Source organism: Blastomonas sp. CCH9-A1 (assembly GCF_001557175.1).
Classification (GTDB): Bacteria; Pseudomonadota; Alphaproteobacteria; order Sphingomonadales; family Sphingomonadaceae; genus Blastomonas; species Blastomonas delafieldii_A.
In genome coordinates this window covers 44,727-60,685 of sequence record NZ_LSHM01000066.1, presented here as the reverse complement: position 1 = coordinate 60,685, position 15,959 = coordinate 44,727, and the positions used below count along the sequence as shown (strand labels likewise).

At 65.9% G+C, this 15,959-nt stretch carries 16 protein-coding genes; 9 read left to right on the top strand and 7 right to left on the bottom strand.

Annotated elements, in window-relative coordinates; all coding sequences use genetic code 11:
- Nucleotides 1-7 precede the first annotated feature (7 nt).
- From AX725_RS17480 to AX725_RS17470, 3 genes are all read right to left on the bottom strand, one after another.
- Nucleotides 8-1,414 carry a sensor histidine kinase gene (locus tag AX725_RS17480; protein ID WP_060978712.1) on the bottom strand — a complete coding sequence of 469 codons (1,407 nt, stop codon included), beginning with the start codon at nt 1,412-1,414 and terminating at the stop codon, nt 8-10.
- Complete coding sequence (locus tag AX725_RS17475) at nt 1,411-2,145, bottom strand: response regulator (RefSeq protein ID WP_060978713.1); 735 nt, start codon at nt 2,143-2,145, stop codon at nt 1,411-1,413. The genes AX725_RS17480 and AX725_RS17475 overlap by 4 nt, the downstream gene beginning before the upstream one ends.
- A 99-nt stretch (nt 2,146-2,244) precedes the next feature.
- Nucleotides 2,245-2,859 carry an EF-hand domain-containing protein gene (locus AX725_RS17470; RefSeq protein ID WP_060978714.1) on the bottom strand — a complete coding sequence of 205 codons (615 nt, stop codon included), beginning with the start codon at nt 2,857-2,859 and terminating at the stop codon, nt 2,245-2,247.
- 259 nt (nt 2,860-3,118) lie between these two features.
- Here AX725_RS17470 and AX725_RS17465 point away from each other — a divergent pair, with 259 nt between their 5' ends.
- Entirely contained in the window at nt 3,119-4,981 is a 1,863-nt protein-coding gene (locus AX725_RS17465) for an ABC-F family ATP-binding cassette domain-containing protein (RefSeq protein WP_060978755.1), read from the top strand.
- Nucleotides 4,982-5,044: 63 nt separating this feature from the next.
- Nucleotides 5,045-6,292, top strand: a complete 1,248-nt coding sequence (locus AX725_RS17460; RefSeq protein ID WP_060978715.1) for an acetyl-CoA C-acetyltransferase — start codon at nt 5,045-5,047, stop codon at nt 6,290-6,292.
- A 25-nt stretch (nt 6,293-6,317) separates the two neighbouring features.
- On the opposite strand, the gene AX725_RS17455 is transcribed toward AX725_RS17460, so the two are convergent.
- Nucleotides 6,318-6,680, bottom strand: a complete 363-nt coding sequence (locus AX725_RS17455) for a response regulator (RefSeq protein WP_060978716.1) — start codon at nt 6,678-6,680, stop codon at nt 6,318-6,320.
- Between the two features lie 74 nt (nt 6,681-6,754).
- On the opposite strand from AX725_RS17455, the gene AX725_RS17450 reads away from it, so the two are divergent.
- From AX725_RS17450 to AX725_RS17425, 6 genes are all read left to right on the top strand, one after another.
- Nucleotides 6,755-7,045 carry a DUF3572 family protein gene (locus tag AX725_RS17450; RefSeq protein ID WP_060978717.1) on the top strand — a complete coding sequence of 97 codons (291 nt, stop codon included), beginning with the start codon at nt 6,755-6,757 and terminating at the stop codon, nt 7,043-7,045.
- 16 nt (nt 7,046-7,061) lie between these two features.
- Complete coding sequence (locus AX725_RS17445) at nt 7,062-7,733, top strand: hypothetical protein (protein ID WP_060978718.1); 672 nt, start codon at nt 7,062-7,064, stop codon at nt 7,731-7,733.
- Nucleotides 7,734-7,758: 25 nt separating this feature from the next.
- Entirely contained in the window at nt 7,759-8,226 is a 468-nt protein-coding gene (locus AX725_RS17440; protein WP_060978719.1) for a RidA family protein, read from the top strand.
- The gene (locus AX725_RS17435; protein WP_060978720.1) at nt 8,198-8,995 is read left to right on the top strand and encodes a glycerophosphodiester phosphodiesterase family protein; all 798 of its coding nucleotides are present in this window, start codon (nt 8,198-8,200) and stop codon (nt 8,993-8,995) included. The genes AX725_RS17440 and AX725_RS17435 overlap by 29 nt, the downstream gene beginning before the upstream one ends.
- Nucleotides 8,992-10,140: a GNAT family N-acetyltransferase gene (locus AX725_RS17430; protein ID WP_060978721.1), complete on the top strand. Its 1,149-nt coding sequence runs from the start codon at nt 8,992-8,994 to the stop codon at nt 10,138-10,140. Before AX725_RS17435 ends, AX725_RS17430 begins: the two co-directional genes overlap by 4 nt.
- Before the next feature lie 78 nt (nt 10,141-10,218).
- Nucleotides 10,219-12,267, top strand: a complete 2,049-nt coding sequence (locus tag AX725_RS17425; protein WP_060978722.1) for a S9 family peptidase — start codon at nt 10,219-10,221, stop codon at nt 12,265-12,267.
- Between the two features lie 105 nt (nt 12,268-12,372).
- On the opposite strand, the gene AX725_RS17420 is transcribed toward AX725_RS17425, so the two are convergent.
- The gene (locus tag AX725_RS17420; protein WP_023839049.1) at nt 12,373-12,669 is read right to left on the bottom strand and encodes an SEL1-like repeat protein; all 297 of its coding nucleotides are present in this window, start codon (nt 12,667-12,669) and stop codon (nt 12,373-12,375) included.
- Between the two features lie 107 nt (nt 12,670-12,776).
- On the bottom strand, nt 12,777-13,622 hold the full coding sequence (gene panC / locus AX725_RS17415) for a pantoate--beta-alanine ligase (protein ID WP_066115143.1): 846 nt from the start codon (nt 13,620-13,622) through the stop codon (nt 12,777-12,779).
- A gap of 113 nt (nt 13,623-13,735) precedes the next feature.
- On the opposite strand from panC, the gene AX725_RS17410 reads away from it, so the two are divergent.
- Nucleotides 13,736-14,554 carry a division plane positioning ATPase MipZ gene (locus tag AX725_RS17410; protein WP_196490492.1) on the top strand — a complete coding sequence of 273 codons (819 nt, stop codon included), beginning with the start codon at nt 13,736-13,738 and terminating at the stop codon, nt 14,552-14,554.
- Here AX725_RS17410 and AX725_RS17405 read toward each other — a convergent pair whose 3' ends face one another.
- Nucleotides 14,555-15,892, bottom strand: coding sequence for an amidohydrolase (locus tag AX725_RS17405; protein WP_060978723.1), 1,338 nt, complete (start codon nt 15,890-15,892; stop codon nt 14,555-14,557).
- Nucleotides 15,893-15,959 lie beyond the last annotated feature (67 nt).

The window sequence follows — 15,959 nt, the reverse complement described above, 5'->3', positions numbered from 1 at the left end:
CTGGAGCTCACCCCATCGGCAGCGTCATCGTCGCGCGCAAGCCTTCCACCAGACCGCCCGCCCCGCGACGGTTCTCCAGCCGCAACGATCCGCCGTGCTGGTGCAGGATCGCGCGCGCGAGGGTTAGGCCGAGGCCCGTGCCGCCGGTGGCCATGTTGCGCGAGGCTTCCAGCCGGGTAAAGGGTTCGAACATCCGTTCGATCTGGTCGTCGGGAATGCCGGGGCCGTCATCATCGATGGTAATGCTCACCCTGCCCGGCCCCTGGGCGATACTGACCCGCGCGCGCTGACCATAGCGCACCGCGTTGCCGATGATGTTGCGCAAGGCGCGGCGGATCCAGGTGAGCTGCAGCGGCACAACGATGCGCGGCGTGTCGGCGAGCGCGACGTCCTGCCCGAGATCGCGATATTCGTCGGCAATCATCTCGACCAGCGCGCCAAGGTTCACCGGCTCGGGCGCATCGCCCGTCCGCCCGATCCGCGCAAGCGTAAGAATGTCGTCGAGCGTGCGGGTGATGTCGTCGATGCTGGCGACCATCCGCTCGCGCTGGCGGTCGTCGGGCACCGATTCGACGCGCACCCGAAGCGCGGCAAGCGGGGTCTTGAGATCATGCCCGATCGCGCCGAGCATCACGTCCTTCTCGTTCAGCATCGCGGCGATCCGCGCGCTCATAGCGTTGAATGAGCGGGTGAGGTCGGCCAGATCGCTGGGTCCGGTCGGCTCGATCGGCTGCGCCTCCTGCGTCCGCTCGAAATGCGCCACGCCTTCGCGCAACGTTCCCATCGATCGGGCGATCCGGCGTGTCAGCCACACGAGCGGGACCAGCATGACCAGGTACAGGATCACCGTCTGTCCGATAATGGTCGCCAGAATGCGCACCGAGGCTTCGGGCACGGGCACCCGAACACTGAGCCATTGTCCGTCGGGCCGCTGGATGGCGATGACGGCGAGCTGGCTGATCGGGCGTTCATTGCGCCCGCCGATTTCGGCCGCCAGCCGGTCGATCCTGCGGGCGCGCTGCGGGGCCGGCATCAGCGCCGCATCGATCCGCGCAGGCGAAACCCCATAGCTCGGCAGGATGGCGGCCAGGCGCGAGACCAGTCCGGGAGCGGGCCGCATGTCCGCCCGGACCGGATTGTTTGGCGTCAGGTCGGTGCGGCGAAGCCGGAAGCCGGGCGCTCGCTCGATGCGGCTGCCGAAACGCTCGTGCAACGGTCGCCCCTGTTGCAGGCGGTCGGTTGCGGCAATCAGCCGGACCGAGGCCTCTGCCGCGATCCGGTCCAGCGCCTGTTCGCGCTGCGCGCGGACCAGCAGCGCGGCATTGACCAACTGCCCCGCCAACAGCGCGAGCGCGATGGTCAGCAGCAATCGTCCGGCAAGGCTCGACGGCCAGAGCCGCTGGAAAACGCTCATGGCGTGTCCGGACCGGCAAGACGCCGGACGCGCGCGGCGAGCGTGTAGCCGCCACCCCAGACGGTCTTGATCAGGCGCGGCGAGCGATTGTCCGCCTCCACCTTCTTGCGCAACCGGCTGATCTGGTTGTCGATCGCGCGGTCGAACAGATGCGCCTCGCGTCCATGCGCGAGATCGAGCAGCTGGTCACGGTTGAGCACGTGTCCTGCATGCTCGCAGAATACCTGGAGCAGCTTGAATTCGGCGGTGGAGATGGGAACCAGCGCGCCATCGGGATCGGTCAGGCGGCGCTTGACCGTATCGAGCGTCCAGCCATCGAACTCGAAGCCTTGCGGCTCGTCCTCGGCGGGCTGGGGCACGCGGGCGGCGCGGCGCAGCACGGTCTTGATCCGCGCCACCAGCTCGCGCGGGTCGAAGGGCTTGACGACATAATCGTCCGCACCGATTTCCAGCCCGATGATGCGGTCCATTGCTTCGCCCTTGGCGGTGAGCAGGATGACCGGTGTTTCGGATTGCGCCGCGACATGACGGCAGAGGCTCAAGCCGTCCTCGCCGGGCATCATGATGTCGAGCAGCAGAATCGAGAAGCGCTGGTCGCGCATCAGCGTCCGCGCCTTCGCGGCATCGCCCGCCTCGGTCACGGCAAAGCCCTGGCCGGTCAGATATTCGGCCAGCGGCTCGCGCAGGGTCGGCTCGTCATCGATCAGCAGGATATGGACAGGATCGGTCATCGGGCTTCAGCATGTGCCGGGAGCGGCGGAGAAAGGCAACCGGCCCCGGGCGCATCAGGGGAGTCTGCGCCCGGAGCCGGAAGTGGGTCAGGCTGACGATCAGCCCTGCGGCGCGGCGCGGCGCTGCTGCCAGCGCTGCTTCATTGCCTCGCGGGCTGCGGCCCGCTCTTCCTGGGTGATCTTGCCGTCCTTGTTGGCATCCTGACGGTTGAAGCGCTCGAGCGCGCCCGCCTCGAATTCGGCGAGCGTGATCGCGCCATCCTTGTTGGCATCGAGCCGCATCATGCCGCCGCGCATGCCACCATGACCGCGCATGCCCATCCTGGGGCCGCCGCGCTTGCCGCCCATGCGCGCACCGGGCTCGCCCGGACCGCGATCGGCGCGCATCGCCATGCGCTCGGCACGCTTCTCCTGCCGCGCCTCGCGCGCTGCGGTCATCTCGGCGAGGCTGAGCTCGCCGCTGCCGTCGGTGTCCATCTTCTTGAAACGTTCGGCCATCCGGGCATCGCGATCGGCCTTGTCGACCTTGCCGTCCTTGTTGAAATCGATGCGTTCGAACATTTTGGCGGCCTGTGCGCGCGCCTCTTCCTGCGTGACGACACCGTCCTGATTGGCATCGGGTCCGCGCTTCTGGCCAGGGGCGGGCTGCGCCAGCGCCATGCTGCCGGAGAGCATTGCAGCCAGCGCAGCGCCGGCAATGTGGGTCTTCTTCATGGGGGGCATTCCTTCAATTCCATCTCGGGGGCGGAAGCCGCTCCGGACCAGGCTAGCAGGGGGCAGGTCACAGTCCGAAGCGGCTCCCATGACCGCTGTTTTAGCCCGGCATTGTCGCACAGCTATGCCGTGCAGCCCATAAAAGTGTCGTAAAATGTATCGGATCGCTCACCTTGTTCATCCCGGCGCAAGTCTTTTCGCTGCGCCGCAGCATCGGACAGCTTGGCGAATGGCGCGTGTGCTGATAGGCGCTCATTCCATGCTTTCGATGAACAACATCACCGTGCGCCTGGGCGGCCGCACCATATTGGACGGCGCAACGGCGGCGATCCCGCCGGGCAGCCGCGTCGGCCTGATCGGGCGCAACGGCGCGGGCAAGTCGACGCTGATGAAGGTGATGATCGGCGAGCTCGAGCCCGATGATGGCGAGATCGAGATGCCCCGGCTCGCGCGGCTGGGCTATGTCGCGCAGGAAGCGCCGCATGGCGATGCGACCCCGCTCGATACCGTGCTCGCCGCCGATGCCGAGCGTACCGCGTTGCTGGAAGAGGCCGAGACCTGCACCGATCCCGACCGGCTGGGCGATGTCCACGAACGGCTGCTCGCCATAGACGCCTATAGCGCACCGTCACGTGCGGCGATCATCCTCACCGGCCTCGGCTTCGACGAGGAGATGCAGAACCGCCCGCTCGACAGCTTTTCGGGCGGCTGGAAGATGCGCGTCGCGCTGGGCGCGCTGCTGTTCTCGCAGCCCGATGTGCTCCTGCTCGACGAACCATCGAACCATCTCGACCTCGAAGCGACGGTCTGGCTAGAGAACTTCCTCAAGGCCTATCCCGCGACGCTGATCGTCATCAGCCACGAACGCGACCTGCTCAACAATGTCGTCGACCATATCCTGCACCTGCAGGGCGGCAAGGTGACGCTCTATCCCGGCGGCTATGACAGTTTCGAGCGCCAGCGCGCCGAACGCGCGGCGCAGCTCGCCGCCGCCAAGCAGGCGCAGGATGCCCAGCGCGCCAAGCTGCAGGACTATATCGCGCGCAACTCGGCGCGCGCCTCCACCGCCAAGCAGGCCCAGTCGCGAGCGAAAATGCTCGCCAAGATGCAGCCGATCACCGCGCTGATCGAGGACCCGTCGCTCAGCTTCGATTTCCCCAGCCCGTCAGAACTGAAACCGCCGCTGATCACGCTCGATCTCGCCGCGGTGGGCTATTCGGAGGAAAAGCCGATCCTGCAGCGGCTGAACCTGCGCATCGATCCCGATGATCGCGTCGCGCTGCTCGGGCGCAACGGCAACGGCAAGACCACGCTCGCCCGGCTGCTCGCCGCGCAGCTGCCGCCGATGGACGGGGCGATGAACACCGCAGGCAAGATGCAGGTCGGCTATTTCACGCAATATCAGGTCGAGGAGCTGGAGGCGGACAGCACCCCGCTCGAACAGATGACCCGCGCGATGCAGGGCAAGAGCCCGGCGGCGGTGCGCGCGCAACTCGGCCGGTTCGGCTTTTCGGGCAACCGCGCGACATCGCAGGTCGGCACGCTCTCCGGCGGCGAACGCGCGCGGCTCGCGCTGGCGCTGATCACGCGCGACGCGCCGCATCTGCTGATCCTCGACGAGCCGACCAATCATCTCGACGTCGATGCCCGCGAGGCCTTGGTCCAGGCGCTCAACGAATATACGGGCGCGGTGCTGCTGATCAGCCACGACCGCCATATGGTCGAGCTGACCGCCGACCGGCTGGTGCTGGTCGACAATGGCACCGCCAGCGAATTCGCCGGCAGTATGGACGATTATATCGACTTCATCCTGGGCGTGAACCACCCCAAGGGCGAGGCCAGGCCTAGGCAAAAGAAGGACAAGAAAGCCGAGGCAGAGAAGCGCGAACAGGCCCGGCAAATCCGCAACAAGGTGAGCGCGGCAGAGAAACAGATCGCGACGCTGCAGGCCAGGATGAGCGAGATCGACCGGGCGATGTTCGATCCCTCCTCCGCCAGCGCCGAGCTCGCCAAGCTGACCATGAGCGAACTGTCGCGCCGCCGCGCCAAGACCGCCGATGAGCTCGCGCAAGCCGAAGCATCCTGGCTCGAGAGCAACGAAATGCTCGAGACGCTGGAATAGGCTTGCCGGGCGCTTTCGACTGGTTTAACCGAGCGATTAAACCAGTCGGAGAGGAGCCTGAACATGGCCGAAGCCTATATCATCGATGCCGTCCGCACCCCGCGCGGGGTCGGCAAGCCCGGCAAGGGCGCGCTGTCGCACCTGCACCCGCAGGATCTCGCCACCACCGTGCTCAAGGCGATCAAGGAGCGCAATGGGCTAGACACCGCCACGGTCGATGACGTGATCTGGTCGACCTCGACCCAGAAGGGCAAGCAGGGCGGCGACCTTGGTCGCATGGCCGCGCTCGCGGCGGGCTATGACATCAAGGCCAGCGGCATGACGCTCGACCGCTTCTGCGGCGGCGGCATCACCTCGGTGAACCTTGCCACCGCCGCGATCATGTCGGGCATGGAGGATTGCGTGATCGCAGGCGGCACCGAGATGATGAGCTATACCCAGGTCGTCGCTGCTGCCGAGGCCAATGCCGGCATGCCACCGCCGCTGATGGGATCGCATAACCCCGCGCTCGACGAACTGCACCCGCAGTCGCACCAGGGCGTCTGCGGCGATGCCATCGCCTCGATGGAAGGCATTTTGCGCGAGGACCTCGATGCGCTCGCGCTCGTCAGCCAGCAGCGCGCCGCGCGCGCCATTGCCGAAGGCCGGTTCGACAAATCGGTGGTGCCTGTGTACAATCCTGACGGCACCGTCGCGCTCGACAAGGAAGAATTCCCCCGGCCCGACACCACCGCCGAAAGCCTCGCCGCGCTGAAGCCCGCCTTTGCCGGCATGGCCGATTTCGAGATCGGCGGCACCACCTTCCGCAAGCAGATCAACCGCCGCTATCCCGATCTCAAGATCGAGCATGTGCATCACGCGGGCAACAGCTCGGGCGTGGTCGATGGCGCCGCCGCCGTGCTGCTCGCCTCGAAGGATTATGCCGACAAGCACGGCCTCAAGCCCCGCGCGCGCGTCGTCACCTATGTCAACATGGGCGATGACCCGACGCTGATGCTCAACGCGCCCGTCCCCGCGGCCAAGAAGGCGCTCGAGCGCGCTGGCCTCACCAAGGACGATATCGACGTCTGGGAAATCAACGAGGCCTTTGCCGTCGTCGCCGAAAAGTTCATCCGCGACCTCGACCTCGACCGCGAGAAGGTGAACATCAACGGCGGCGCGATGGCGCTGGGCCACCCGATCGGCGCGACCGGATCGATGCTGATCGGCACCGCGCTCGACGAGCTGGAGCGTTCGGGCGGCCGCTATGGCCTGATCACGATGTGCGCGGCGGGCGGCATGGCCCCGGCGATCATCATCGAACGTATCTGACGAAAAGGCTGGCGGTGGGCGCGGCTCAGACGAGCGCGTTCACCGCCGCCATGAACGGGCCGATCGAGACGGGCTTCGACACATAGCCCTCGGCCCCGGCGGCGCGGATACGGTCCTCGTCGCCCTTGCCGGCATAGGCGGTGACCGCCATGATCGGAATCAGCCTGAGGTCGCGATCGGCCTTGATCGCCTCGATCAGCTCCAGCCCGCTGACATGCGGCAGCTGAATGTCCATGATGATCAGCCCCGGCACGAACTGGCGCGCGCGCTCGATGACATCGCGACCATCGGCCAGCCCCTCGACCGCGAAGCCATGTGCGCTGAGCAGATCACAGAAAAGTTTGCGATTAAGGTCGTTGTCCTCGACAACCAGCACTCTTTTTGCCACTGAACCGCTTATCCAATTCTGCCGGGTCGAACTATCCGGGGCGTTGATAACAACTGGGGATGTAGGCGAAAGCCGTGGGCGACACAATCGGTGCAGGCGAGCACGGAAAGGATGATGCAGCCACTCTCGCGCTGATGGCACTGGGATGGCTGCTCGGCGATCAGGACCGCGCTTCGCGGCTGCTGGCGCTGACCGGAATGACGGCGGAAGACCTGCGCCAAGGGGCCAACAGCCCGCGCATCCTGTCCGAAATCATCCGCTATCTGGAAGGCTATGAAGCCGATCTGGTGGCGGCGGCCGACGCGATCGGCACCACGCCGGTGCGGCTGGTCAATGCGCGGATCGAGCTGGAACGCCAGCATTGAACGAGATGGAGTATTGATGAGCGCGACGACTGCCCCTTCCCGCCCCCTGCTGGTCACCGATTGTGACGAGGTGCTGCTCTACATGGTGGCCCCCTTCAAGGCCTGGTTGGACGAGGAACACGATATCGAGTTCGACTTTTCCGGCGGTGATTTCGCCAAAGCCTTGATCGACCGCAAGACGCGCGAGGCGGTGAAGCCCGGCGATATCTGGCCGCTGCTGGGCGCATTTTTCGATACCGAGATGCACCGCCAGACGCCGATCACCGGCGCGGTCGAGGCATTGAAGGCGATCGGCGAGCATGCCGATATCGTCGTGCTGACCAATCTGATGGACGACCGCCAGCAGGCGCGCAGCGAGCAGCTTGCGCGGTTCGGCCTCCACCACCGCGTGGTATGCAACCAGGGGCCGAAGGGCGAGCCGCTCCGCCGGATCGTCGAGGAGCACAATCCCAGCGTCGCGATCTTCGTCGACGACCTGCCGCAGCATCACGAATCCGCCGCCGAGCATGTCCCGCATGTCTGGCGGCTGCACATGGTGGGCGAAGAAGGCCTTGCGCCGCATATCGCCTGTGCCGCCAATGCCGGGCACGCCCATGCGCGCATCGACCGCTGGGAAGAGGCGCTCGCCTGGATCCTCGACCGTTTTGCTGCAGGCGTGCACGCGCCGGGCGTCCAGGCTGCGGCCTGATTCACAGCTCTTACAGGATAGAAGCATGACCGACACGATCGAACAGAAACTCGCCGAACTGGGCCTGGAACTGCCCCAGCCCGCCGCGCCCGTCGCCTCCTATGTCCCCGCGGTGGAAGTGGGCGGCCTGCTCTACATCTCGGGCCAGCTGCCCTTTATCGACGGCAAGGTCGTCACCGGACGGCTCGGCGAGAATGTCTCGCTCGAACAGGGCGAAGCCGCTGCACGCGCCTGCGGCATCATGCTGATCGCGCAGATGAAGGCGGCGCTCGGCTCGCTCGACCGGGTCGAGCGGATCGTCAAGCTGGGCGCGTTCATCTCGAGCACGCCCGAGTTCAATGCCCAGCCCAAGGTCGCCAATGGCGCGTCGGACCTGATGGTCCAGGTATTCGGCCCCGCCGGTCAGCATGCGCGCAGCGCGGTGGGCGTACCCGTGCTGCCGCTGGGCGCTGCGGTGGAGATCGATGCCATTGTCGCCGTTCGGCCTGCTTGACCGCTGGCTGGCCCCGGCGCCAGCACAGCGACGCATCGCCTGGCTGAGCGAGCAGCCTTATGCGCATCGCGGCCTGCATGACGGCATGTGGGACGGGCCAGTGCTGGAAAACGCGCTGCCCGCTTTTACCGCGGCGATCGCGGCGGGCCATGGCATCGAATGCGACGTCCAGCGCAGCGTCGACAACCGCGCGGTGGTGTTTCACGATTTCTCGCTCGGTCGGCTGACGCTGGCACAGGGCCGGGTCGCCAGCAAGACTGCCGCCGAACTGACGCAAATCCGCCTGCTCGGCCAGAATGGCGCGATCGCGGAGCTGGGCGCGGTGCTCGGCGTCGTCCGGGGTCGCGCGCCGATCCTGATCGAGATCAAGACCGAAAGCGGCCATGTCGCGCCGCTGTGCCTCGCGGTACGCCGCGCGCTGGAAGGCTATGGCGGCAAGGCGGCGGTGATGAGCTTCGATCCTGCCGTCAGCGCCTGGTTCCGGCGCCAGGCCAAGCACATCACTCGTGGCCTGGTCATCACCGAGGAGGAGGCTCGCGGCTGGAAGGGCAATCTTCGCCGCCATCGCGACCTTTGGGCCGCCAAGCCCGATTTCCTCGCCTATGACATTCGCGACCTGCCGAGCAGCTTCGCCGCGAGCCAGCGTGCGCGCGGCCTGCCGCTGCTGACCTGGACGGTGCGCACCGACGAGCAGCATGCCTTGGCCGCCGAACACGCTGACGCGCCGATCTACGAGCGCGGCCAGCCCCAGCCCCAAATCCAGCCATGAGCGAGCGCGCGATCACCGCCGAGGTCGGTCGCAGCATCGCCGCGCTGGATGCAGGCCAATGGGACGCGCTCGCAGGGCCCGACAACCCATTCGTGTCCCACGCGTTCCTCAGCCTGCTCGAGCAATCGGGCAGTGTCGGGCGCGGGACCGGCTGGAACCCTGCGCCGATCACGATCAAGGGCGAGGACGGCAGGCTGGTCGCCGCGCTGCCCGCCTATCTGAAAAGCCACAGCCAGGGCGAATATGTGTTCGACCATAGCTGGGCGCATGCCTGGGAAAATGCGGGCGGGCATTATTATCCCAAGCTGCAGATTTCGGTGCCGTTCACGCCCGCAACGGGGCCGCGCCTGCTGCTCGCGGACCCCGAATGGGCGCCTGCCATCCTGAGCGCGGCGGAAAATCTCGCCGACCAGAACGGCCTGTCGTCGGTCCACGCGACCTTTATCGAGCCTGCGCAGCTGCCGCTGTTCGAACAGGCGGGCTGGCTGATGCGGTCGGATACGCAATTCCACTGGCACGACCAGGACTATGGCGATTTCGAGGGCTTTCTCGGCTCGCTCACCTCGCGCAAGCGCAAGGATCTGCGCAAGGAGCGCAGCAAGGCGCAGGACGGGGTGGAGATCGTCCACCTGACCGGCGATGCGATCACCGAGGCGCACTGGGATGCGTTCTGGATCTTTTACCAGGATACCGGCGCGCGCAAATGGGGCCATCCGTACCTCACCCGCGAGGCGTTCAGCCTGATGGGCCGGAATATGGCCGACCGCATCCTCTTGATCCTCGCCCAGGTCGAGGGCCACCCGATCGCGGGTGCGCTCAATTTCATCGGCAGCGACACGCTGTACGGCCGCTATTGGGGCTGCACCGTCGACAAGCCGTTCCTGCATTTCGAGCTCTGCTATTATCAGGCGATCGACGCGGCGCTGGCGCGGGGGCTGAAGCGGGTCGAGGCGGGCGCACAGGGAGGGCACAAGATGGCGCGCGGCTATGCGCCCGAACTCACCTGGTCGGCGCACTATATCCCCGATCCGGGCTTCCGCCGCGCGGTCGCCGATTTCTTGCAACGCGAGCGCGCGGCGGTCGCTGCCGACCGCGAAATGCTCACCGAGATGCTGCCCTTCCGCAAGGGCGAGCGACAGGCTTGACGCAGGCGGAAACCGGGCGCACCATCGGGCGCAACAGTCCGTTCAAATCCTTGTTCTTCCTGCAGAAAGCCTGACCTCATGCGCACGATCCGTCTTGCCGCCCTGTTGCTCGCTTGCGCCAGCCCCGCCCCGCTGCTGGCGCAGAATGCGCCCGATACGCGGCTAACCGGGCAGGACCTGTTCTCGCTCGAGGCTGCGGCCGATCCGCAGATTTCGCCCGATGGCAGCAGGACCGCCTTCGTTCGCCGCGCCAATGACGTGATGAGCGACAAGGCGGTCTCGTCGATCTGGCTGATCGACAATATGAGCGGCGAGATGACCCCGCTCGCCGCCGGACCCGGCAGCCACAGCCAGCCGCGCTGGTCGCCCGACGGCAAGCGCCTCGCCTATGTCTCGACGGCGGAAGGCGGCGCGCCGCAGCTTTATGTCCGCTGGGTCGGCACGGGTCAGTCGGTGCGGATCACCGGCCTGCCCGAGAGCCCCGGCAATATCGCCTGGTCGCCCGATGGCAGCCAGATCGCGTACACGATGTTCGTGCCCGCCGAGGGGCTGAAGCTTGGCAAGGCGCCCGAAAAGCCCGAAGGTGCGACCTGGGCCGCGCCGCTCGAGACCTATGACCTGCTGACCTATCGCGCCGATGGTGCGGGCTATCTCAAGCCCGGTTTCGACAAGATCTTCGTTGTGCCCGCGACCGGCGGCGCACCCCGCCAGCTCAGCTTCGGCGACTATCATGACGGCGGCGGCCTCACCTGGAGCAAGGACGGCCAGACGCTCTATTTCAGCGGCAACCGCTCCCCCAATTGGGAAAACGACCCCCAGGACGCCGAGATCTATGCGCTCGACATCGCCAGCGGCAGCATCAGCGCGCTGACCGACCGCGATGGGCCGGATGCCTCGCCCATTGTCTCGCCCGATGGCAGCAGGATCGCCTATCTCGGTTTCGACGACAAGCTGCTCGGCTATCACAACACCCAGGCCTATGTGATGAACCGCGACGGCAGCGCCAAACGGGCGGTTGCCCCGTCGCTCGACCGGAGCATCGACAGCATCGTCTGGGCCCCCGACGGCCAGGCGCTGATCGCGCAGTATGACGATCATGGTGAGACTTTGGTCGCGCGCATCGGCCTCGACGGATCGGTACGCGAGATCGTGCGCGGCCTTACTGGCTCTTCGCTCGACCGGCCCTATTCGGGCGGATCGTTCAGCGTCGCGAAGAACGGCGCGATCGCCTATTCGGGGGGCAACGCGACCAGGCCTGCCGATGTCATGCTGGCGAACGGGGGCAGGACGCGGATGCTCACCCGGCTCAACCGGTCCCTGATGGCATCGAAGCGGCTGGGCGAGGTGCGCAAGGTGACCGTCGCCTCGTCGTTCGATGGCCGCGAGATCGAAGGCTGGCTGACGCTGCCGCCGGGCTATGCAGCGGGGCAGCGCGTGCCGCTGGTGCTGGAAATCCATGGCGGGCCGTTTGCGGCCTATGGCCCCCATTTCTCGACCGACAACCAGCTGTATGCCGCTGCGGGCTATGCCGTACTCTCGGTCAATCCGCGCGGATCGACCAGCTATGGCGCAGAGTTCGCAAACCTCATCCACCATGCCTATCCGGGCAACGACTATGACGATCTGATCTCGATGGTCGACAAGGCGATAGCCGATGGTGTCGCTGATCCCGACCAGCTGTTCGTCACCGGCGGATCGGGCGGCGGCGTGCTGACCAGCTGGATCGTCGGCAAGACGACGCGGTTCAGGGCAGCGGCCACCCAGAAGCCGGTGATCAACTGGACCAGCCAGGCGCTGACCGCAGACGGCCCGGCCTTTTTTGCGAAATACTGGTTCGGCAAGCTGCCCTGGGAAGATCAGGCGAGCTACTGGGCGCGTTCGCCGCTGTCGCTGGTCGCCAATGTGAAGACGCCGACGCTGGTGGTCGTCGGCAGCGAGGATTATCGCACCCCGGTGAGCGAGTCCGAGCAATATTATACCGCGCTCAAGCTGGTCGGCGTGCCGACGGCGCTGGTCAAGGTGCCGGGCGCCAGCCATGGCGGAATCGCGGCGAGGCCGTCGCAAAGCGCGGCCAAGGCTTCGGCGATCATCGCCTGGTTCGAACGCTACCGCAAGGCAGCGCGCTAGACCCTGTTCGCCTTTGATCGAGTCAAAAGCTGGGTCTAACTTTCTGTTTTACCGTGATTTCCGAGCCGTGAAATGTTCCATTTCACTCGAAATCACTCTAGGCCTTCAGGCGGCGCGCGCTGCGATTTGCTGGAGCCAGGCGCGGGCTTCGCGCTGGGCTTCGGCGATCTGCCGTGCGGTCATTTCTTCCGATATCTCGGCGCGGCACAGCTGGCTTTCCTCATGCCCCTTCACGGCGGCGAGGTTGAACCATTTGTGCGCCTCGATCAGGTCGACATTGACGCCGTGCCCGCCGGTGGAGAACGCCACGCCCAGTTCAAAATAGGCGTTGATGTCGCCGCGCGCGGCCGCCGCGAGCTTACTCTCGATCAAAAAGGTCGCAGACTTCAGACTGTTTGCCATCTCACATGCCCCTCTATTGCATGGCCGGTTTTTCCGACGCGGCAAGATTGGGAAACCATGGTGAAAAAATGGTTAATTCGGCAGATACCATGCCAAAAGTTTTACAATCATCGCGGGGCTACCGGCATATTGTCGATCAAACGCGTGCGTCCGATGCGCGCTGCGACCAGCAGACGGCCGGGCCTGTTCGCCTCGTCCAAGGGCTCCAGCGTCACGGAATCGGCCAGTGTGACATAATCGACCGAGGCGAATCCGGCAGACAGCAGGGCCTGCTCGATGCCCTCGAGCGCGACCTTGACGGGCCCTCCCGCCTCGATCACCGCGATGCCCGCCTGCATTGCGCGCGGCAGCATCGCCGCGGCGGCGCGTTCCTCGCCGCTGAGATAGGCGTTGCGCGAGGACAGCGCGAGGCCAACGGCATCGCGCACCGTCGGCACGCCGATGATGTCGAGTCCGAAATTGAGGTCGCGCGCCATCGCGCGGATGACCGCAAGCTGCTGATAATCCTTCTCGCCGAACAGCGCCATGTCGGGTTGGACCTGGTTGAACAGCTTGGCAACCACGGTTGCGACACCATCGAAATGGCCGGGCCGGGCCGCGCCGCACAGGCCATCGCTGACCCCGGCCACGCTGATATTGGTTGCGAAGCCTGCGGGATAGACCTGCTCGACATCGGGCGCCCACAGGATCGCGACGCCCGCCTCGCTCAGCATGGCGGCATCGCTGTCCTCCTGGCGCGGATAGGCATCGAGATCCTCGTTGGCACCGAACTGCTTGGGATTGACGAAGATCGACACCACGACATGGTCGGCGCGCTGCTTGGCTTCCTTCACCAGCTGCATATGCCCGGCGTGCAGCGCCCCCATGGTGGGCACCAGCGCGACATGCCCGCCCTGCCCCCTGAGCAGCGACACCGCCGACCGCAGCCTGTCAACCCGACGTAAGATTTGCACCTTGGTAAAGCCTCCGATAGGGAACGCGGCAACATCGCCGGGCACATGGCCCAAGCGATTCACACTGCAGCACTGGCACAATCATGGGCCTGCTGGAAGGGGCTGGAAAGACCATGGACATGATGACGCGCAAGGCGTCTCCGCATCATATCGTGTTTGCCAATGAAAAGGGCGGCACCGGCAAATCGACCAGCGCGGTGCACGTCGCCGTCGCCTTGTCGTATCTGGGCTTTCGCGTCAGCGCGATCGACCTCGACCCGCGCCAGCGCACGCTGCACCGCTATCTGGAAAACCGCGTCCAGACCCAGCAGCGCCGCGGCATCGAGCTGCCCACGCCGAAATTCGAGGTGTTCAAGGACGACAATCAAGCGCGGCTCGAGCAGATGGTCGAATCGCTGAGCGGCGATTGCGATTTCCTGGTCTATGACACGCCGGGCCGCGACGACAAGTTCGCGCGCTTTGTCGCCACCCGCGCCGACACTTTGGTCACTCCGCTCAACGACAGCTTCGTCGATTTCGACCTGATCGGCCAGGTCGACCCGGAGAATTTCAAGGTCCGCCGCCTGAGCTTCTATGCCGAGCTGATCTGGGAAGCCCGCAAGGCGCGCGCGAAGACCGACGGGATCGAGATCGACTGGGTGGTCTTGCGCAACCGCACCCAGCAGACCGATGCGCGCAACAAGCGCAGGCTCGATGCCGCGCTTGCCGAATTGTCGAAACGCGTCGGCTTCCGCTATGTCCAGGGCCTATCCGAGCGCGTGGTCTATCGCGAACTCTTCCCCTCGGGCCTCACCCTGCTCGACAAGGGCCATCTGGCGGACCTGGGCACCAGCCATATCATCGCGCGGCAGGAATTGCGCGAGATGGTCTCCGCGCTCAACCTGCCGGGCGTGGGCAGCCGCTCGCCCGAGCGCCAGCCACAACTGATCTGATCAGGGCTTTTTTATAAGCTTCAGCGTCATCGCGGTCATCGCCTCGGCGGCGGTCGCGATGACGGTATCGGCCTCGGGCGCCCAGAACGGGCTGTGCAGCGAGGGCATTTCGATGCCTTCCTTCTTCGCCTTGGTATATTCGGGCAAAGGCACGCCGCCGACCCAGAAGATCATGCTCTTGATATTGTCCGGATCGGCCCGGTAGAAGCGGCTGAAATCTTCGCCGCCCATTGATGGCGCGACCTGCGCGACGCGCTGCTCGCCGAACCGGCCTTTGAGGAACGTGCCGATCTCGGTGGTGAATTCGGGGCTGTTATAGACCGCCGGGGTGAAGGTATCGGCAAGCTTGACCTCGGGCATGCGATCTTCCGGCACGCCCGCAGCGATCGCCTCTCCCTTCGCGATCCGCTTGATCCCGTCGAGGATCTTCGCGCGGGTCTCGTCCGAATAGCTGCGCACGGTGAGCAGCAGCGTCGCCTCGTCCGAGATGATATTGTGCTTGGCGCCTGCCTGGAAGCTGCCGACGGTGACCACGGCGGCATCCTGCGGATCGAGCTCGCGGCTGATCAGCGTCTGCAGCGTGGTGACGATGCGCGCGGCGAGCACGATCGGGTCCCTGGTCGATTGCGGATAGGCGCCGTGCCCGCCCAGACCCTTCACCTTGATATCGACGCTGTCGACATTCGCGAGCGCAAAGCCCGGGGTATAGCCGATGAACCCGGCCGGGGCCTGGGCGGCATCGTGAAAGCCCAGCACATATTGCGGCTTGGGAAAGCGCGTGAACAGCCCATCGTTCAGCATCGCCACCGCGCCCGAGCCGATTTCCTCCGCCGGCTGCAGGATCATCACCAGCGTGCCCGACCATTCGGCCTTGCGCTTGACCAGCTGCCGCGCGGTGGCGACCCAGCCGGTCATGTGCGTGTCGTGGCCGCAGGCGTGCATCACGCCGGTCTCGATCCCCGCCGGGCTCATCGCGCGCACCTTGCTGGCGAACGGAAGGCCGGTCTGTTCGACCACCGGCAGCCCGTCCATATCAGCGCGCAGCATCACCACCGGGCCGGGGCCGTTCTTCATCACCGCCACCACGCCGGTCTTGCCGACGCCCTCGGTCACCTCGAAGCCCAGCCTGCGCGCCTCGGCCGCGAGCTTCTTGGCGGTGCGCACTTCCTGGAAGCTCAGTTCCGGATTGGCGTGCAGGTCGCGGTACAGGTCCATCAGCCCCGGCATGTCGGCAGCGATATCGGCACGGATCGTGTCCTGCGCAGCGAGCGGCGTGGCTGCGGCAAGCGCTAAGGCGGATGCGGCAAAAGCGCGCGCGAGAAACTTGGCGACCGGCATGAGTGTCTCCCCAGACATGTGTTGGAGGTCAGGCTAACGCCTTGATGCGGTTACGCCAATCGGTTTC